The sequence below is a fragment of the Sulfuricurvum sp. genome (genome assembly GCF_030691015.1).
Taxonomy (GTDB): Bacteria; Campylobacterota; Campylobacteria; order Campylobacterales; family Sulfurimonadaceae; genus Sulfuricurvum.
In genome coordinates, this window is record NZ_JAUYFF010000010.1 from 1 (window position 1) to 20,359 (window position 20,359).

Consider the following 20,359-nt stretch of genomic DNA (forward strand, 5'->3'; position numbering starts at 1 on the left):
CTTCTCTCTTACCCCTAACTGGATTACCCGTAAATTTGATCTTGACCATCCGAGTGAAGAGACATTCCTTTATGCCGATGTCGCCAGCCGAGGTCAAGTAGGTCAAAGCGATTACCCGTGGGAAAAACTCGATGAACTTGAAAAATTCGAAGCTCTTCGTTAAATGAAGATACTTATAACTGGTACTGCAGGATTTATAGGAAGTCACTTAGCAGCAAAACTATTAGAACGTGGAGATGAAGTCATCGGTTTAGACAACATTAACGATTACTATGATCAAAATGTAAAATATGGGCGGCTCCAAAGAGGCGGCATCATTGAAACGCTATCTGATGGAAAAGAGATCCCCTATAATGTTTTATTGACAAGTAAACTGCAGCCGAATTATAAATTTATCAAACTCAACTTGGAAGACAAAGAGGCGATGAACACTCTTTTTGAAACTGAAAAGTTTGATGCAGTATGTAATCTTGCAGCACAAGCCGGAGTACGCTATAGCTTGAGCAATCCCGATGCGTACATTAGCAGTAATATTGTAGGTTTTATGAACCTTTTGGAAGCATGCCGTCACTATAATGTAAATAATTTTTCGTATGCATCAAGTTCATCCGTTTATGGGCTCAATGAAGAGTTACCCTTTTCGACCAACCATAATGTCGATCATCCGATCAGCCTCTATGCAGCCAGTAAAAAGTCCAATGAGCTTATGGCACACACATACAGTCACCTTTTTGGAATCAGCACCACAGGATTACGATTTTTCACGGTATATGGTCCATGGGGACGTCCTGACATGGCACTATTTCTCTTTACAAAAGCAGCATTGGAAGGAAATGCTATTGACGTGTTTAATAACGGTGACATGCTGAGAGATTTTACGTATATCGACGATATCGTTGAAGGTGTTATCCGAGTTATCGACAATCCTGCTAAATCTGATCCGTTATGGAACGGTACAACGGGTAATGTTTCAACATCATCAGCACCGTATAAAATCTATAACATCGGAAATAATAACCCTGTCAAACTCATGGATTTCATAATAGCAATTGAAAATAAACTTGGTCGTACTATTGAGAAAAACTTTTTACCGCTTCAGGCCGGAGACGTCCCCGCCACTTATGCGGATGTTACCGATTTAGTCGAAGATTTAGGCTATAAACCCGCAACCCCTATACAACAGGGGATTGATAATTTTATCGATTGGTATTTAGATTTTTTTCAAGTGGAGAATAGATAAATGAGCAAAATTTGTGTCATCGGTCTTGGCTACGTAGGACTCCCACTAGCCCATGCCTTCAGTGAAAAATATAAGGTAGTAGGCTTTGATATCGCACAATGGCGTATCGATGAACTTCGAAATGGACATGATCGAACGTTAGAACTTAATGAAGCTCAAGTTAAACAAGCAATAGCTAACGGTATGGAATTTACACTTGAAATCAATGATATTAAAGATTGCACTATCTATATCGTCACTGTTCCAACCCCCATCGATAAACACAAAAAACCCGATCTTACCCCATTGATCAAAGCAAGTGAAACCATCGGAAAAGTTCTTAAAAAAGATGATATCGTTATTTATGAATCGACCGTTTACCCCGGAGCAACCGAAGAAGATTGCGTCCCAGTATTAGAGAAGTTTTCGGGGCTAAAATTTAATCAGGACTTTTTTTGTGGATACTCTCCTGAGCGGATCAATCCGGGTGACAAAGAACACACCGTTACCAAAATCAAAAAGGTGACAAGCGGAAGCACCCTTGAAATAGGACAAAAAGTCGATGCACTCTACGCCAGTATCATCACTGCCGGAACGCATCTTGCTCCAACTATCAAAGTCGCCGAAGCTGCCAAAGTGATCGAAAATTCCCAACGTGATATCAATATTGCGTTTGTAAACGAACTTTCCATGATTTTTAGTCGCTTGGGGATTGACACCAATGCTGTACTTGAAGCAGCAGGCACTAAATGGAATTTCTTAAACTTCAAACCGGGTTTAGTCGGAGGACACTGTATCGGCGTAGATCCATACTATCTAACACACAAAGCTCAAGAAGTAGGCTATAACCCAGAAATTATTCTTGCTGGTCGCAGACTTAATGATAATATGGGAATCTATGTAGCCAATCAAGTTATTAAATTAATGATTAAAAAAGGGCATAAAATCGAGGGATCAAAAGTACTGGTTCTCGGAATAACCTTCAAAGAAAATTGCCCCGATATCCGAAATAGCCGCGTTATCGATGTTATACGTGAACTTCAAGAATTTGGATGCCAAATAGAAGTGAGTGATTATTGGGCTGACGCCGATGAAGTAGCTCATGAATACGGGTTAACGCTTCAACAAGAGATGAAACCCGATATTTATGATGCAATCATTCTTGCAGTAGCGCATAATGACTACAAGAAACTACAACTTAAAAAACCTGATCAGGTTGTATTTGATATTAAATCGATACTTGATCATTCTGACGGTAGATTATAAGCAAAATGGAGTATATTATTTTTCAATGAATAACAATAAATTAATCTCTATCTGTATACCGGCATACAATCGTCCCTCTGAGCTGTCCAGGCTTCTCAATTCGATTGACGCCAATGCTCAGAACATCGAAATTGTCATCACCGAAGACCGATCACCCAAACGTGACGAAATCCGCCGTGAGGTCGAGTATTTCACACAAAATACCGCTTACGACGTCCGATATTTTGAAAACGAAACTAACCTCGGCTTTGATGGGAACCTTCGAAATTTGGTCGATAAAGCTGCTGGGAAATATATCCTGTTCATGGGGGATGATGATATATTTGTCCCTTCGGCACTTGATGACTATATCCGTTTTCTTAGCGCAAACAGTGATAAAAAATACGTACTGCGTTCATATCTGGTTCGGCACGAAAACGGCCAAATCGAGTATTTCAAATACCTTCCCGAAACAACGGTGCTCAAACCTGATCAGGAAACTGTAGCCTGGCTGTTCAAACGAAGTGTCACGATCTGCGGATTCACGATCGACAGAGCCGAAGCCCAAAAGTACTCCACTGCCGATCTCGACGGTACGCTGCTCTATCAGGTCTACCTGATGGCGCAAGTGTGTCTGAAAAACGAATCGATTTACTGCGATATTCCCGTCGTTGAAATGGTTCAAACATTTCGACAGGACGCACCGATGTTCGGAAACTCAGAAGCTGAAAAGTCCCGATATACTCCCGGATCGGTGAGTGAGGATAATTCCATAAATTTTTCAAAAGCGTATTTTGAAGTGACACAATACCTTGATACACAACATAGTACAAATCTGACCCGACTGGTGAGGCAAGATCTCTCGAAATACTCTTATCCGTTCCTCTCCATTCAGCGGAAACGAGGCATCAAGCCTTTTTTGCATTATGCTGCCAGACTCGAAAACGAGCTAGGATTCGGATGCACCAAATACTTTTATATCTACAAATGGGGTCTTGTCTTTTTAGGAGAATCTTTGTGTGATAAAACTATTAACATTATAAAAAATTTCGTTGGCCATACGCCGAAACTATAAGGGAAGTGTAGAATGCTAAATAAATTATGCCAGTTGAGAAGCAAAATTGTTTATCCGTTACGAAGGATAATCAATAGTGATATACAGAAAAATGACCTTGTTGTTGATCTTGGATGTGGTGGTCTTCCAAATCCGAGAGCAAACGTCGCTGTAGACTTTATCGATGACGACTTAGAACGAGCAGACAAACTTAAAATAGACCGCCCATTCGTTTGGGCATCCATAGATAAATTGCCTTTTAAAGAAAAGGCCTTCGATTATTCCATCCTGTCTCATGTACTGGAACATTTGGAAAACCCTAAAGAAGCGTTAGATGAAATTCAAAGAATCGCAAAAGCTGGATATATTGAAACGCCCAATGCTTTTTATGAATACACCATCAGCCATACCTATCACATTTCAAGAGTAACCGTTATGGACGGCGTTCTCAACATCAGTTTCAAACCTAAATGGGATGACACCTATCCGTATCCTGACGTTGCTAAAGATGCCGTCAGATTGTTCCACCACATAACAAAATTGGATGTCAACACTCTCTTAACCCGATACAAGTGGAAAGATAAAATTGACTATCAGATCAACGGCATCCCATTCATCAAAGACGATTCATTGATGAGCACCGATGTAGACCCACGATCAGCGATTAAAAAGTTCTTGATCAAACTGATCTATGCCTACCATAAGCTATGGCTCAAACCTGTAAATCTTAAAGATATACTCGTTTGCCCGAAATGTCACGGGGAGTTAATATTCGAAGAGCAACAGTGTGAATGTAAAGAATGCAAGTCTGTATATGAACAGTATAAAGGCCATTTTGATTTCAGAGTTATAGGACTATAAAATGAAAAAAAGATTAATTAACTTGCTTTTGAAGCTTGCAGGAATTATCAAAAAGAACAAAACCTACAATGAGGGTTTTGATACAGGCAAACTGTTTGTCAATCTAGGCTGCGGTATGCATTGTGTCAAAGGCTGGCTTAATATCGACGGTTCATTGACTTCCCTGCTCGGTACGAAAAACGAATTTTTCAACAAGCTACTTTACAAACTGGCCGGTTCTTCCCAATACTATTCCTTTAATACATTCAATGACGTCATCGTCACGAAAAAACTGTCCTGGTACAATCTAGTTGATGGGATTCCGCTAAAAAGCGACTCTGCGGACGTTGTTTTCACTAGCCATTTTCTAGAACACCTCAGTAAAACAAACGGCTATCGTTTCCTCGAAGAATCGTATCGCGTTCTAAAACAAAATGGTCTGATTCGTATTGCGGTTCCCGACCTCGAAATCGCTATTCAAAAATTCAACAACGGCGAAATCGACCAAACCCAGGATCTATTTTTTTATACGAGCGAAGATTGTGATTTTTCTGCCCACAAATACAATTACACATTCGATACTTTAAAAGAAAAACTGGAAAAAATCGGATTTAAAGACGTTATCAAGCGCACATATCAAGAAGGCGAATGTCCTGATATCGATTACCTTGACGTTTATCCGGATCATTCACTATACGTAGAAGCAAAAAAATTAGTATAAAATTCAAACTTGAGGTCAACACTATGAAAATGTACGATGTTTTAAAAAGGTTTATAAAACAAAACGAACCACTTTATTCAACCTATCAATCGATACGGTATCCTAAAGCCGCAAGTATTAAAAATCTCTTTCGAAAAGTCAATAAGAAAATTTCATCCGAGCATCTAAGCGGTTTTTTCTTTGACGGACAAAACAGTTGGGTCAGAGTTTATGACAATTTGGAATTTTTATACGTAGAAAGCCAACTCGGCGGATTGTTAGGATTGGAAAGAAAAAGTGGTTTTGAAACGACAGAAATTGATTTTTTGAAAAAAAACTTTCGCGATGGCGGTCTATTAATTGACATAGGGGCAAATTTCGGTTTATACAGTGTTTTTACAGGTAAAAAATTCCCAAATTCCCAAATTCATTCGTTTGAGCCTGTCCCTGATACATTCAAAATATTATCACAAAACATTGAACATAACGGATGCAATAACGTAAAAATCAACAACCTCGGCCTATCGTATAAAAAAGATACTTTAAAATTCACGAACGATCAATATGCCGGAAATCATATTATTTTCGACAGTGAACGGGATGATTTGGTCTCCATTGATGTCACGACGCTAGATGGGTATGCCGAAGAGAATCATCTGTCAAAAATTAACTTTATCAAATGTGACGTCGAAGGTGCTGAACTTTTTGTCCTTCAGGGTGCAAAGAATATTATAGAACGGGATCACCCGTTAATATTGATCGAAATTTATGACGGCTGGACACAAAGGTTCAATTATTCAGCTCAAGACGTAATCGATTATTTAACGAATTTCGGTTACAGCGTAAAAGTCATCAACGCTCAAACCAAAGTTATAGAAAATTATTCCAAAGGCTCTTCAAACGGAACCGATTTTATTTTCTTCTACGGCGAGACTATAGCGCTTTGAATTTATCGAATCTTTTAAAAGCTGAATTTATCTTTACTATTTTCGGACAAATGATTCCGATGATAGGTTCAGTCATTATTTTAAAGCAGCTCGCTGTTTATTTGAACAGTTCCGACTACGGTTTGTATGCTTTAATAACTTCTATCATCGCATTGTTGATGGTATTTCCTTTCGGATCTTTATTGCAAGGTATCTCTAGATACATTCCGATATATGCACAACGCCGTTCTTTACCGCTATTTTTATCAAAAGTTTTTTTTCATTACTCCATTATCGCATTACTAGTACTATTAATCGCATCAATTATTTACTTATTTTTCACCTCTTTGAATTTTTCGCTGTTTATTACCATGGCTCTTTTTTCAACAACAACGATTCTAAAATCATTTTTTCTTGCTGTCAATAATTCTCAACGAGAACGCAAAAGTATTTTCATGGCGAATATCAATGAATACGCAATTAAAATACTTATACTATTCATCATTTATACTTATTTTAATTTGGAGGTAAAATCAGTTTTACAGATTTTTATCCTATCTGAAGTCTTATCAATTATAATATTATATATTTTTGGGAATCAGAAAATTAATTTACAACTCACATTTGATAAAAAAGATAAAATCATTTTTCTGAAGGTTTTAAATTTTTCTTCGCCGTTGATTTTTTTCGCTCTTTTGGGATGGTTACGTGATATGTCGGGACGATGGTATATCCATCATTTTATGAGTCTTGAACAAGTTGGTATTTTTACCATGTTGGTCTCTATTTCTATGATTATACCTGCCGGACTTCAAGGTATTATAGGAGCTTATATTATTCCGATCATTTATGAGAAAAATAGCCTTGATGTAAATTATACAAAAAATATTTTAGTAAAAATCATACTTTCCTATGCGACAGTTATATTTTTATTTTTTATTGTTTTGTTTTTTTATCACAGCGAAATTGTTCATATTGTATCAGACACCAAATATGCATATTATTCATGGATGCTTCCTTGGCTCTTTTTAGCTTATGGAATCTATTCGGCAAGTATAATGTCTACCTATGAAATTTATGCACACAAAGAAGTTAAAAAACTTTTTTTACCTTTTTTCTTATCCGGAATTTTTGCTTTGGGAATGGGGTATATATTGATTTTAAACTTCGGTATTAACGGTGCCCTATACAATTTTATAGGCACCTATATCATTTTTTCGGTTGCAACGTTTTTTACGGCAATTAAATACAATCTATCAAAACAACACAAATTAGGAGTGGCATAATGGCAATTTTAGGAATTTCTTTTTCACATGACGGATCAATTGCTGTTTTGGATGATTCTGGAAAACTTCTGTTTGCTATAGGTGAAGAGCGGCTGAATCGTATTAAATCCTACATCGGGTTTCCGTTTATGGGATTAGCCTACGTTATCGAAAATAAAATAGTTGATCCAAAAGAGATTACGGATGTCGTTGTTCCGCTTGAGCAATTTAACCATAAAGCAAAAGAAACCATTGCATTTTGTTTAACAGAAAATAAAACCTATTATGATTTGCAAAACGATCCAAAGCCACAAAACTTTTTTATTGACGATACTACATATCTAAATATTTCGAATGATATAGAAATGAAAAATTATATTATTCACAAAATCAGTTCTCTTCTTGAACAATATGCTATTAACGCCAAAATTTCTTTTGTTGATCATCATCTGGCTCATACCGCCTGTGCGTACTACAGTTCAGGAAAAAAGCGTGCACTTGCAATAACGATGGACGGTGAAGGCGATGGGAAATCAGCAACCGTAAATATCTGCGATAACGGAAAAATCGAAACAATCAGTTCAACTGATATTTATAATTCTGCAGGCTATCTTTATTCTGCCGTAACGGTAAAATGCGGTTTTAAAATGAGTCGACATGAAGGAAAAATCACCGGTCTTGCCGCTTACGGAAATTACCAGTCAACTCAAGATTGCTTTGAAAAACACGTAACAGTTGAAGAGGGAAAACTCAAATTTAACAATCAACGTGCATATTCCTTGAAAAATAGAATATTTGCTAAAGTTCTTAACGTGTTCGGATATGATTATAAAATCGGCGGAAGAGAAATTATAGAACGGTGCGGAAAGCTATCGAATGAAGATTTATCAGCAGCAGTACAACATCTTCTGGAAAATAAAATCAGTGAAATCACATCCTACTGGGTCAACAAAACTGCTATCTATGACGTCGTAGTCGCAGGTGGAGTCTTTGCCAACGTTAAATTTAACCAGCGCATTTCTGAAATAGCCAAGGTTGAAACCCTCTACGTTTTCCCGGACATGGGTGATGGCGGCAACGCTTACGGTGCCGCTGCTTACCTTTACTATCAACGCCATCCCTTTGTCCCTGCTAAAACGCAATTCAGCAATGTTTACTTTGGTCCCGAATTTGACAATGAATATATCCGCGCGATGCTCGAAAAGCATGAGACAGAAGTAGAATATAAATTATCCGATTCCGTGGCACAGGAAACAGCAACTCTGCTCGCTAATAATAAAATTGTCGGTTGGTTCCAAGGACGAATGGAGTATGGTCCTCGAGCATTGGGAAATCGAAGTATCATAGCCAGTCCGGTTGATCAGACCATTAATAAATGGCTTAATGATAGGATGAAACGAACAGAGTTTATGCCCTTCGCCCCGAGTTGTCTTAATGAATATGCTGATGAACTGTTTGAAATTACGAAAGAATCTTTCAAATTTCCTGCAAACTTTATGACCATAACCTTTAATATGAAAGATGAATGGGCAAAAAAAGCTCCGGCAGTTGCCCATGTCGATCAAACAGCACGGCCTCAATTGGTCACGAAAGAAGCCAATCCGAAGTATCACGCGCTCCTAAGCGAATACAATGCACTTACAGGTTTACCTTTGTTTATTAACACCAGCTTCAATATTCACGAAGAACCTATTGTTTGCAAGCCCGAAGAAGGGCTTTATTCATTACTCCATGGAGTTATCGATTATTTCGTCTGTGGAGATTACATATGTAAACTCAAAGAAGAACTTCACTAAATGATACGAAACATAAAAAGTGCTCTTAAAAAGAACAAATGTTTATACGATCTCAATGCATTTATCAAATGCAAAGTTCTCAAAAAAGAGTACAAGAAAGTTAGTACCTATTATAAAACCAAAGAACAAGCTTACTCCCTAAAAGCATTATTGGTACAAAAGGGATTTACACAAAGTTGGGCTGAGGGGCTAAAGGGGAAAAAACTTGTTGTCTATTACATCGGCGCTAGTGAAGCGCAGGATAAAACCGGCTTTCTTCAGGCCTTAGTCAAATTTGCCGATGTGACTTGCTTTTATAAAGAAGATGGCAGTTACGGACAATATGAAAACAAACATTACAACGGTATTTTAGGAGAGACGCTCAATACTCGTAAAGTGATCGAAGAGATCGAGAACCTCATCAGCAACAATCGAAAACCCGATTTAATCTTTATGCAAGCATGGGGGCATAGTTTTGAACTCGATCCCCTGATCGAGTTCAAACAACGCCATTCCCTCAAATTTATTAATATAGGGCTTGACGAGCGACTCAATTATTGGGTCAAAACCCCGAATGAACGCCAATACAATCTTGGTATTTCGGGATTAATTCCACTAGTCGATCTGATGCTCGTTGCCAACCCTGAAACAGCGGATTGGTATCTCAAGGAAAATACTCCGGCATTGTGGTTTTCGATGGCCAGTTCTCTTGATTTCTATCACCCCATCCCTTCTGTGACCAAAAAATACGATGTCGGTTTTATAGGAAATAAATACGGGTACCGTGAAGAGTTGGTAATGAGCCTTATAAAAGCGGGTATCCGTGTCGAGGCGAGAGGAAGCGGTTGGGAGGGCGGCACTATCCCTTTTGAAGAAAACAACCTCTTTTTCAATGAATGCAAAATTGTTCTTGGAATCGGAACCGTCGGACACTGTAAGGATTTCTACACTCAAAAATTACGGGATTTCGATGCCCCTTTGAGCGGTGCAGCGTATGTAACTCATAATAATCCGGATCTTCTGCAATTGTATACGCCGGATGAGATTATAGTGTGTGATACCATAGACGATTTTATCCGAAATATTAAAGAATTGTTGCAAAACGATGCTAAACGGATCGCTTTGGCTCAAAAAGGATTTGAAAAAGCAAAAGATCAGCACACCTATGAAAAAAGACTTTCGGATCTATTGACTTTTTTAGGAGTATAAAATGGACACGCATACAATCAAGGCAGATACTATTATACATTTCCCCATCCGACAAGGTAGCCGTTTGTGAAAATATTACACTTTGAATTATTACTGTTCTTCACCCTTTCAATGGTGAGTATTGTTTTATTTTTATTTGACGTTTACGTCGATATTTCCGTTACTATCTTTTTACTCATGGCAATCATCTTCTATGTTTTTGCCTCCCCTCGTTTAAAAGGGAGAAATTTTTCAAAAATCGTCATGATCGTTTTTATGGCTCCTTTTGTCCATCTTTATGAATACCTGACCTATGGTTACGAACAAAGAATAAATGCCTTTGGACTGCTTATGTCCAACCCTTATTCTTTTGTTCAACCGATCATCGAAAATATGGGAACCATGGCGGTTATCGGCTCTTTAGGGTTATTGATGGGATTTTTACTTGGTCTGGACAACCGCCGCCATACGGATGCAGAGAATAAAGAATATCGAGCTTTGCCGATGGCGGGATACCTCTTGTTTATTGCTTTCTCATTATTTTTTGCCTACATTGACAAACCGGTTCAAAGTATTGCTGAAGCTAACTATACTGCTTCGGTCAACCTTCTCCAGCAAGCCGGTGTTTCGTTTAACGGTGCATGGCAATTATCGTACGTTTTACTCGCTGTTACATATATAGACAGTCTATTAAGCCATCATAAGACAAAAAAATACCTATTTTTTGCCGCTTTGCTTATAGAGTCATACTGGCAGTTTAGTACGGGAAATCGTGAAATTATCGGCTTTTATCTCTTTTTATTGGTTATGGTCGCTTATCGTATCAAAAATACAAAAAATATTATCTATTTGCTCATACTCGCACTTCTCCTTTTGGTTGTTTCTCAGGTCATCGGAGCGTTGCGTTCAATCGCAACCGATAAAAATGCTTTGGAAATGATCTCGCTTATGTATGATAATTTTCACTTTAACCGACTCTTACAAGGGACATGGAGCGCCGTATGTCTAACTCCCCTCTCGGTTTCGGGAGATTATTACTACGGTCTCCTCAACTTTAAATACGGCTCTACCTACCTTGATTACATATTATCCCTTCCTCCATCGTTTTTAGCTGATTTCGTAGGCTATACGAGACCGATCAACGGACTGGCCGGACCTGCTTGGGAAATGCGATACGGTATCGGCGGAACACATGCCTTGGTTGTCCCATTTATGAATTTTGGCATTATGGGTATTTATTTGGTAATGTTACTGTACGGATTGCTCCTTTCAAAAATCGAATCGAGGTTGAAAAATAATAATTTTTACGACTTATTGCTGGTCGGTGTTTTCTGTATCAGCATATTATTCTGGTTTTGGTACGGAGAGATGTACATGGTAAGAGGATTGATGGCCTACGCATTTGCTGCAATCCTTTATTTTGCTGCCGTAAAGATTAAATTAAGATGAGCAATAGGATGAAAATTTTAGTTGTTGCCGACGGTATCGGTGAAGAGATTTACGACAGGGCATTTTACGATGCTTTTCAAAATTTAGGCCACGACGTTCACCGATTTACGTGGAAAGAGTATTTCCGCCATTATCAGTATACGAACCGATATGAGACAGACGGCAATAAAGTGAAATCTTTATATTATCGGCTTCAGAATAAGTTTATTACGGGTCCGGTAACGGCAAAAATCAACTATGATTTGGTCGAACTCTGCCGAAAAGTAGAACCTGATCTTGTATTCATCTATCGCGGTACCCATATTTATCCTTCAACACTTCGCCGTATTCGCCAAACAGGTTCTTTGATATTCGGCTACAACAACGATGATCCCTTCTCATCGCTGTACCCTAGCTATTTTTGGAGACATTTTAAGAAATCGATTCCGTTTTACGACCATATTTTTGCCTATCGATGGAAAAATATCGACGATTACCGTAAAATCGGCTATCCTAAAACTTCATTGCTCCGTTCCTATTATCTGAAAGAGAAAAATTGCCATCTACCTTCTCCTCATGCGGCTTATGCATGTGACGTCATCTTTATCGGCCATTTCGAAGATGACGGGAGGGATCTAGCGATCAAGACGCTGCTCGATGCCGGAGTCAATCTGAAGCTGTTTGGAACCGGCTGGGAAAAATCTTGTTTGCATGACTTTTTTGTGCAAAAATTCGGTCCGATCAAACCGCTTTATCATGACGAATACAACAAAGCACTCAACAGCGCAAAAATCGCATTGGTTTTTTTATCAAAACTCAATAACGACACCTATACCCGACGATGTTTTGAAATACCTGCGACACAAACAATGATGATGGCAGAATATACTGCCGATTTGGCCACCCTTTTCGAAGAGGGAAAAGAGGCGGATTTCTTTAGAAATCATGACGAACTTCTCCAAAAAATTAAAAAATACCTGAATGATGAAGAGTTACTCAAGCAAATCGGCATATCCGGTTTTAATCGGCTTCTGGCTGAGGGGCATGAAGTAACGGATAGAGCAGCAGAAGTTGTCAAAGAATATGATCGTATGAAGGGGCTCAGCTAATGTGCGGAATATGCGGCGTTTACTCGTTTAAAGAAAAAGTTAATCCCCACAAGATTCATAATGCCATTATGACTTTTCATCAACGGGGGCCGGATCATCAGGATGTCTGGAGCGAAGATAGTATCGGCTTAGGGCATGCGCGACTGGCGATTCTGGATTTGGATGCCAAAGCGAACCAACCGATGTTTTCCAAATGCGGACGATATGTCATCGTCTACAATGGAGAAATTTATAATTTCCAGGACATCAAAAATGACTTAGCATACGAACCGCATTTATGGCAGACCCATTCCGATACCGAAGTCATTCTCGAAGCCTACAAAAAATGGGGCAAAGAGTGCCTGAGCAGATTCAACGGCATGTTTGCTTTCGCTATTTGGGATAAGCAAGAAGAGGAACTTTTTTGTGCACGGGACAGAATGGGGAAAAAACCGTTTTATTATGCCCTTACCGATAATGGATTTTATTTTTCTTCACGACCTAGCGCTTTATTTGAGCTGGGTGATATTTCAAAAAAAACCGATATGCAGGCATTACGACTTTATTTTGAGATAGGATACATCCCAAAAGAGCTCTCCATTTATGAAGAGATCAAGATGCTCCCTTCTGCCCACTATATGGTTTATAAAAACCGCAAGGTTGAGATCACACGGTATTGGGATTATCGGCATATTGAACCGGACAATACATGGTTACAAAAAACAGAAGAGGAACTGATCGATGAACTGGATGAATTGCTGACATCAGCCGTTAAATACAGAATGATCGCCGATGTTCCCGTGGGTACCTTTTTGTCCGGAGGGATCGACAGTTCTCTCGTCACGGCGATAGCGGTAAAACTCTCCTCTCAGCCTCTGACAACATTCTCGATCGGTTTTAATGAACCCAAGTGGGATGAGAGTATTCATGCAGCCAATGTCGCCCGTTATTTAAAAACGAATCATTACACCGAAACGCTCGATATTGCCAACCTCATCGAGTTATTGCCGACCTTTATCAAAAATTTCGACGAACCGTTCTTTGACAGTTCGGCATTTCCGACTATGGCCGTTTCAAAATTGGCTAGAAATCATGTAACTGTCTCGCTTACCGGAGACGGTGCCGATGAAATTTTCGGCGGTTACCATTATTACAATATCATCGATAAGCTCCAACTTTTTTATCGATTGCCTAAAATTTTTCGAACCACTTTTTCCCATTTAATCGGTATTCTCCCCTCCCACAAGCTCAAACTTTTATCCAAAGCTCTCGTGCAGGATGATTTAGCCGCAGCGTTTGCTTTTTCTCGAAGTATTTCCAAAGACTTTAACGGCGTTTTAGACGATGCCATCTTGAAAAACACCTCAAGCATCCGCGACCTTTTTTCTAAAGCTTCGAGAAAAATGCCCTTGACCCTTGATCCCATTGAGCGCTCTATGCGGCTGGATGCATTTTTTACGTTACCTGATGATTATCTGCAAAAAGTCGATATCTCAAGCATGGCATTTTCTCTTGAAACCCGCTCACCGTTTCTTGATTATCGAATCGTTGAATGGGCAGCCAAACTGCCGACCCGTTATAAAGTCCACAACGGAATTAACAAATATCTCCTAAGAAAACTGGCCTATCGATATGTACCGAAAGAGATACTCGATCGTCCAAAGCAAGGTTTCGGAGTTCCTGTCGGTGATTGGATAAAAAAAGATTTATTGAGCAATTATCAGGAATTATTATCCGATTCAACTGCCCCTCATCTAAACAAAAATAAAATACGCGAACTTCTAGAAATCCATACTAGCGGAAAACGGGATATTCACCCTTTGTTATGGGCAATTTATACATATTTAGTTTGGGAGAAAAATTATGATTAAACAATGGGCTTTAGACGTTTTAACCTGCCCGAAATGCTCCGGCAAACTGACCAATGTGCAAGAAGGTGTACAATGTGAGCAATGCGCTATTACGTATCCGTATCAAAACGGCATTTTGCGATGTGTCGAAATGGACAATTATGCGGAAAGTTTCGGCTTTCAATGGAATTTTTTCAAGAAAACGCAGCATGACTCTGCTAACGAATACGCCCATTCGACACGAAGGTTCAAGGCTGAAACCGGCTGGGAGGAAAATGACCTTTCGGGAAATATAGTCTTAGACGGCGGATGCGGCAATGGCCGTTTTACCGAAATCGCTCTGAAAATGGGGGCGAAAGTCATTGCATTGGATCTTTCCAATGCCGTCGAAACGTGTTATAGCAATATGAGTGAAGCCGGTTTTAGCGATGAAGATTTTCTGGTCGTGCAAGCTTCGTTTTACGAAATGCCGATCAAAGAAAACAGCCTTGATAAAGCTTTTACCCTAGGAGTTTTGCAGCATACCCCCAATCCTAGACTTTCTCTCGAAAAAATTGCCGCTCTTGTTAAACACGATGGCGACATTGCATGTTGGGTTTATGAAAAAAACTGGAAAATGTGGATGGACTACCGATATTATTTTCGAACCGTTACAAAATATCTCTCAAAAAATGCGAACTGGAAATTGAGCCTTTTTTTAACGCATACTTTCTTCCCTTTGGCGTGGTTTTTAAACAAATATTTCGGCTTTCCGGGAAAACTGATCAGCCGAGTTTTTCTACCGATAGCCTTCCGCCGCGTCCACTCGTCGATGGGATATGCCGATTCCAAGACATGGACCCTTTTGGATACGTTTGACAATCTTTCTCCCCGCTATGATCTTCCGATTTCTGAAAAAGAGATGTTTCGATGGCTTGAAGCATCCGGTTTTACCGACATTGTTCGTCAAAATACTCCTGGGCTGGCAGTCAAAGCACTCAAAAAATGAAAAAAATCTTCATCAATGCCCTCTCCGCCCATCAAGGGGGGGGACAAACGTATCTTCTCAATCTTTTTCACAACAGACCTTCGGGGGATTACAAAATCTTTCTCTTGGTGCATAAAAAAAATCGGCATCTTTTTGAAACCTTCACAGCGGAGAATTTTGAACTGATCGAAAATGAGCTCGGTTCCGGCAATATTGTTCAACGGGTTCTTTTTGAAAAGCTTTTTCTGCCGAAGCTTCTCAAACAACTCAATATTGACATTTATTACGCTCCCGGCGGCATCATGAATATTGCTGTTCCTTCGAGCTGTAAAAGCGTCGTAGCATTCCGTAATATGCTCCCGTTTCAAAAAGAATCGATAGCCAAGTATCCGTTTTTGAGCTATATGCGTTTTCGCAATACCCTGCTCCGTTATGTTTTTTTGCACTCATTTCAAAAAGCCGATAATGTCATTTTTATCTCCAAATACGCCCAACAAGTCATCCAACAATTCATTCCCGATATTTCGAAAAAAAGTACCGTTATCTATCACGGACTCAATGAAAATTTTATCTACTCAGCCGATACAGTAGATACCGACAGCTCCTTTGCGTATCACGATTACTACCTCTATGTTTCTACACTGGACGTTTATAAATCACAGCTAGAACTGATCGAAAGCTGGAAAATACTAAGCAAAGAGCACGGCTTTACCAAACCGCTTCTGTTGGTAGGTCCAAAAGACAGCTATTATGGAGAACTTGTTATCGAAAAAATCAAGGAATATGATTTGGATCATCTTGTTATTTACATCGGTAATGTCGCTTACGATGAGCTTCCCCGCTACTATCATCATGCTGATGCGATCATCTACGCTTCTGTGTGTGAAAATTGCCCTAATATCCTCCTCGAATCCATGGCAAGCCAAAAAATGATCTATTGTTCCGATCATCAGCCGATGCCCGAATTCGGACAAGATGGAGTTGTCTATTTTGACCCGCAAAAGCCTTCAGAACTTGTAAAATTAGTTCTTCGCTATGATACCGATACTGAGAGTAACACTATGTACAGTGGCAAAGCCATGATACAGGCACAAAAGTTTGACTGGACAAAAACAGCTGAAGAAACTTTTGCATATCTAAGAGGTTAAAGATTTAACTATGAATGTTCGTGATATTATGACAACCAAAATTCATAAACCTGATTGAAGCTTTTATTAATGAACAGAGAAATTAACGAACTTAAAAAATTTTCTTTATTATTGGCGCTTATTTCTTTCGCGGCAGGATCTTATTTTTTCATTTCCGCATCACAGAAATATCCATTATTTTTCATCGTATCAATAAGTTTTTTGATTATTGCATACACAAGACCGGCACTGATATCCCTGCTCTATTCATCGTGGATGAAAATCGGCCATTTCATGGGAGCAATCTCATCAAAAATTATTCTATCCATTCTTTTTTACGTTATTTTTACCCCTATAGCTATTGTTCTACGATTGCGAGGAAAAGATCTTTTAAATAAAAAACTCAATACAACTGAAACCAGTTACTGGATAAACCGAAAAGATCAGCCCAACTCGATGAAAAATCAATTTTAAGGAAATACCGTGTCTTTTTTACAAGAATTATGGGCGTTTATGAAAGCTAGAAAAAAGTTCTGGCTTGCCCCAATCATTTTTATCATGCTGCTTCTTGGCGTGTTGATCGTATTGGCCGAAGGAAGTGTCGTTGCTCCTTTCGTATACACACTGTTTTAGGAATAAAATGTACATATTAGGGATATCAGCATATTATCACGACTCTGCGGCAGTACTTATCTGTGATGAAAAAATTATTGCCGCCGTGCAAGAAGAGCGTTTTACCCGTAAAAAAGCGGATGCATCCTTCCCTGTCAATTCCATTAAATATTGCCTTCTCGAAGCTGGCATAACGCTTGATCAGATTGATCACATAGCGTTTTATGACAAACCCTTTATCAAATTTGAGCGGCTTTTGGAAACCTATTTGGCTGAAGCGCCCAAAGGATTCGGCTCGTTTTTGCTTTCGATACCGGTATGGCTCAAAGACAAACTTTTTCTCAAAGAGACAATGGGTCGTGAGTTAAAAAAGCTTTTTGAAGAACTCAATCCGGATGCGGATAGCAAAACCTGTAAAGCTTTTAAAACCAAAGTCACCCATAGCATCATGTTTGGAGAACATCACCAAAGCCACGCTGCGAGTGCTTTTTATCCGAGTCCGTTTTCAGAAGCAGCAATCCTTACTATTGATGGTGTCGGCGAGTGGACAACAACCTCTTTAGCCTATGGTAAAAATAATACTATAGAATTTTTGCAGGAAATTCATTTTCCCCATTCGCTCGGTCTGCTGTACTCGGCCTTTACCTATTACACAGGATTTAAAGTCAATAGCGGCGAATACAAAGTGATGGGACTGGCTCCTTATGGCAATCCAAAATACGTTTCCGTTATCAAAGAGCATTTGATAGATATCAAAGACGATGGTTCTTTCAAACTGGATATGAGTTACTTCAACTATACGACCGGCCTGACAATGACCAACCAAAAATTCCACAATCTGTTCGGAGGATCACCCCGAAAAGCTGAAAGCAGTCTCACCCAAAAAGAGATGGATTTGGCAGCGTCGGTGCAAGTAATTACGGAAGAAATTATGATCAAAATGGCTAAACATGCTAAACAAGTCACTGGTTCAGACAATCTTTGTCTGGCCGGTGGAGTAGCATTAAACTGTGTCGCCAACGGAAAACTACTACAAGAGAACATTTTCAAAAATATCTGGATACAACCTGCAGCCGGTGATGCCGGAGGAGCACTCGGCGGTGCCATGAGTGTGTATTACCAGGAACTGGCCCATCCACGCACAATTTGTCCGAACGAGCTGGATAAGATGGAAGGTTCCTATCTGGGACCGAAATATTCATCTGAAGCCATTAAAACGTATTTGGATTCCGTCAATGCCGTATACGATTACTACGATGATGAAAAAGAGCTAATCAAGACCGTTGCAAGAAATATGGCGGAAGAAAAAGTGATCGGTTGGCATTATGACAGGATGGAATTTGGCCCGCGGTCACTCGGGCACAGAAGCATTATCGGCGATGCCCGCAGCACAAAGATGCAATCAACCATGAATCTAAAAATTAAATATCGGGAATCATTCAGACCGTTTGCCCCGAGCGTGTTGCGCGAAAAAGTGCACGAATGGTTCGAGCTTGAAACCGACAGCCCATATATGCTTCTGGTTGCACCCGTCAAAAAGGAGAAGTGCTTCGCAATGACCGAAGAGCAGGAAACGCTTTTCGGCATTAACAAGCTCAATGTTCCCCGCAGTGAAATCCCCGCTGTAACCCACATCGATTACAGTGCGAGGATACAAACCGTGCACGAATCGACCAATCTCCGGTATTACCGTCTTTTACAGGAATTCGAAAAAAGAACCGGCTGCCCGGTCATCGTCAATACATCCTTTAACGTCCGAGGCGAACCGATCGTCTGTACGCCCGAGGACAGTTATCGCTGTTTCATGCGAACTGAAATCGATGTACTGGTTATCGACGACTACGTACTCTATAAATACAACCAACCTGCATTTGCGGATTCTGGCAGCTGGGAAACGGAATTTGAACTTGACTAAAAAGAATATCGTTTTTTATTTCATCATGTTGTCCATCACGATTTTACTTGTAGATGGCATAATAGGGGTTTTCATCTATTTTGGTAAAGACAGACTACTTAAAACGGTCAACGAAGGTCTCAAAGAAAAAATGGAAATTGTCGAGCATCCCTATAAAAGCTATTCACTAAATAGTGGGATAAAACCCTATGCAAACCAATACCGTTTCAATATGGTGGTCGACTCGTACGGGCATACCGTACTCCAACAAGATGCCCGTATTTTCGATCAGCCAAAAGCCAAAGATGAGTTGCGAATTTTAACACTCGGAGGTAGTACAACCTATCAACCGTGGGCATTTATCGTCGCAGAACTACTGAACAAACAGCAAAACATCACTGTCCGTGCAATCAACGGAGGAACCGGTGGATATACATCAATGGAAAATCTAATCGATCTGACGACATCGGGGTTTGCATATCAGCCCGATATCGTCATTGCGTATTTGCCTATCAACGATATATATTGGGCCGGTCTTTATCCTGAGTTCAAAAGAGACTATACCCATATGAGGATTCCGTTCAAGACCAAAGAACTTTCCGAGAAACCCGAATACCGTATGGAATACCCTTTTGTCAAAAGCCTTCTGAAAATTTACACTTATAACCATCAAGTGGATGAATACATTGCCAATAACAGCTTGAATGGATCGGCAGTCCGAGATTTCAACAGCACTTTTATTCTTGAAACGAAGAAAATAGCCAACTATGATAAAGTCAGTGCTACCGTCCGAGACAATATCTATATGATGAAAGAGCTATGCAAATCTAAAGGAATCCGCTTTGTATTGGTAACGCAAAAAGTTTTTCCAACCGATAATGAGTACTACACCATTATGGACGGGGCAACGATGCAGATCATCAATGATATCATCAAAGACCCTCTGTTAAAAGATATCAAAATCTTGGAAATGCAAAAATCGATGCCCGATACTCTTTCAAAAATAGATAAAGAACGGTTACAGAAAGAATTTCCCACTGTAAAACTCGATGTTTCAGAAAAAATGAGTTATGACTCCATGCATTTTAACGATGCAGCCTTGCACCTGTTTGCACTGCATATCAAAGATTTTCTGGTAACCAATGGATACGCAACGCAAAATCGATAAAAAGAAGTTTTGG

Annotated in this window: 18 protein-coding genes and 1 pseudogene; all 19 read left to right on the plus strand. The window is 39.6% G+C overall.

Translation table 11 applies throughout. The features are described from left to right. Positions 1-163 (plus strand): annotated as a pseudogene (locus Q8O20_RS07360) (methionine adenosyltransferase); the annotation flags it as partial. Further along, positions 164-1,240, plus strand: coding sequence for an NAD-dependent epimerase (locus tag Q8O20_RS07365; protein WP_305530637.1), 1,077 nt, complete (start codon positions 164-166; stop codon positions 1,238-1,240). It abuts the pseudogene before it with no gap. Continuing rightward, positions 1,241-2,485: a Vi polysaccharide biosynthesis UDP-N-acetylglucosamine C-6 dehydrogenase TviB gene (gene tviB, locus Q8O20_RS07370; protein ID WP_305530638.1), complete on the plus strand. Its 1,245-nt coding sequence runs from the start codon at positions 1,241-1,243 to the stop codon at positions 2,483-2,485. It abuts the gene before it with no gap. A gap of 25 nt (positions 2,486-2,510) precedes the next feature. Further along, positions 2,511-3,539, plus strand: a complete 1,029-nt coding sequence (locus Q8O20_RS07375) for a glycosyltransferase family 2 protein (protein WP_305530639.1) — start codon at positions 2,511-2,513, stop codon at positions 3,537-3,539. Positions 3,540-3,551: 12 nt separating this feature from the next. Further along, positions 3,552-4,379, plus strand: coding sequence for a class I SAM-dependent methyltransferase (locus Q8O20_RS07380; protein ID WP_305530640.1), 828 nt, complete (start codon positions 3,552-3,554; stop codon positions 4,377-4,379). Positions 4,380-4,401: 22 nt separating this feature from the next. After that, the gene (locus Q8O20_RS07385; protein WP_305530641.1) at positions 4,402-5,079 is read left to right on the plus strand and encodes a methyltransferase domain-containing protein; all 678 of its coding nucleotides are present in this window, start codon (positions 4,402-4,404) and stop codon (positions 5,077-5,079) included. A gap of 23 nt (positions 5,080-5,102) precedes the next feature. Next, complete coding sequence (locus tag Q8O20_RS07390) at positions 5,103-6,005, plus strand: FkbM family methyltransferase (RefSeq protein WP_305530642.1); 903 nt, start codon at positions 5,103-5,105, stop codon at positions 6,003-6,005. Further along, positions 6,002-7,270, plus strand: coding sequence for an oligosaccharide flippase family protein (locus tag Q8O20_RS07395; protein ID WP_305530643.1), 1,269 nt, complete (start codon positions 6,002-6,004; stop codon positions 7,268-7,270). Before Q8O20_RS07390 ends, Q8O20_RS07395 begins: the two co-directional genes overlap by 4 nt. Continuing rightward, positions 7,270-9,045, plus strand: coding sequence for a carbamoyltransferase C-terminal domain-containing protein (locus Q8O20_RS07400; protein WP_305530644.1), 1,776 nt, complete (start codon positions 7,270-7,272; stop codon positions 9,043-9,045). The genes Q8O20_RS07395 and Q8O20_RS07400 overlap by 1 nt, the downstream gene beginning before the upstream one ends. Further along, positions 9,046-10,233, plus strand: a complete 1,188-nt coding sequence (locus Q8O20_RS07405) for a glycosyltransferase (RefSeq protein WP_305530645.1) — start codon at positions 9,046-9,048, stop codon at positions 10,231-10,233. It begins immediately after the preceding gene. Between the two features lie 66 nt (positions 10,234-10,299). Beyond that, a complete protein-coding gene (locus Q8O20_RS07410; RefSeq protein WP_305530646.1) occupies positions 10,300-11,661 on the plus strand; it encodes a hypothetical protein in 1,362 nt (453 codons plus the stop codon). An 8-nt stretch (positions 11,662-11,669) separates the two neighbouring features. Beyond that, positions 11,670-12,749 carry a glycosyltransferase gene (locus tag Q8O20_RS07415; protein WP_305530647.1) on the plus strand — a complete coding sequence of 360 codons (1,080 nt, stop codon included), beginning with the start codon at positions 11,670-11,672 and terminating at the stop codon, positions 12,747-12,749. Then, positions 12,749-14,599 carry an asparagine synthase (glutamine-hydrolyzing) gene (gene asnB / locus Q8O20_RS07420; RefSeq protein ID WP_305530648.1) on the plus strand — a complete coding sequence of 617 codons (1,851 nt, stop codon included), beginning with the start codon at positions 12,749-12,751 and terminating at the stop codon, positions 14,597-14,599. The genes Q8O20_RS07415 and asnB overlap by 1 nt, the downstream gene beginning before the upstream one ends. Continuing rightward, entirely contained in the window at positions 14,592-15,566 is a 975-nt protein-coding gene (locus Q8O20_RS07425; protein ID WP_305530649.1) for a methyltransferase domain-containing protein, read from the plus strand. Before asnB ends, Q8O20_RS07425 begins: the two co-directional genes overlap by 8 nt. Then, positions 15,563-16,693, plus strand: coding sequence for a glycosyltransferase family 1 protein (locus Q8O20_RS07430; protein ID WP_305530650.1), 1,131 nt, complete (start codon positions 15,563-15,565; stop codon positions 16,691-16,693). Before Q8O20_RS07425 ends, Q8O20_RS07430 begins: the two co-directional genes overlap by 4 nt. Before the next feature lie 69 nt (positions 16,694-16,762). After that, positions 16,763-17,146: an SxtJ family membrane protein gene (locus tag Q8O20_RS07435; protein WP_305530651.1), complete on the plus strand. Its 384-nt coding sequence runs from the start codon at positions 16,763-16,765 to the stop codon at positions 17,144-17,146. Positions 17,147-17,155: 9 nt separating this feature from the next. Then, positions 17,156-17,305: a DUF5989 family protein gene (locus Q8O20_RS07440; RefSeq protein ID WP_305530652.1), complete on the plus strand. Its 150-nt coding sequence runs from the start codon at positions 17,156-17,158 to the stop codon at positions 17,303-17,305. A gap of 7 nt (positions 17,306-17,312) precedes the next feature. Then, positions 17,313-19,199 carry a carbamoyltransferase gene (locus Q8O20_RS07445; protein ID WP_305530653.1) on the plus strand — a complete coding sequence of 629 codons (1,887 nt, stop codon included), beginning with the start codon at positions 17,313-17,315 and terminating at the stop codon, positions 19,197-19,199. Next, entirely contained in the window at positions 19,192-20,346 is a 1,155-nt protein-coding gene (locus tag Q8O20_RS07450; RefSeq protein WP_305530654.1) for an SGNH/GDSL hydrolase family protein, read from the plus strand. Before Q8O20_RS07445 ends, Q8O20_RS07450 begins: the two co-directional genes overlap by 8 nt. Positions 20,347-20,359 lie beyond the last annotated feature (13 nt).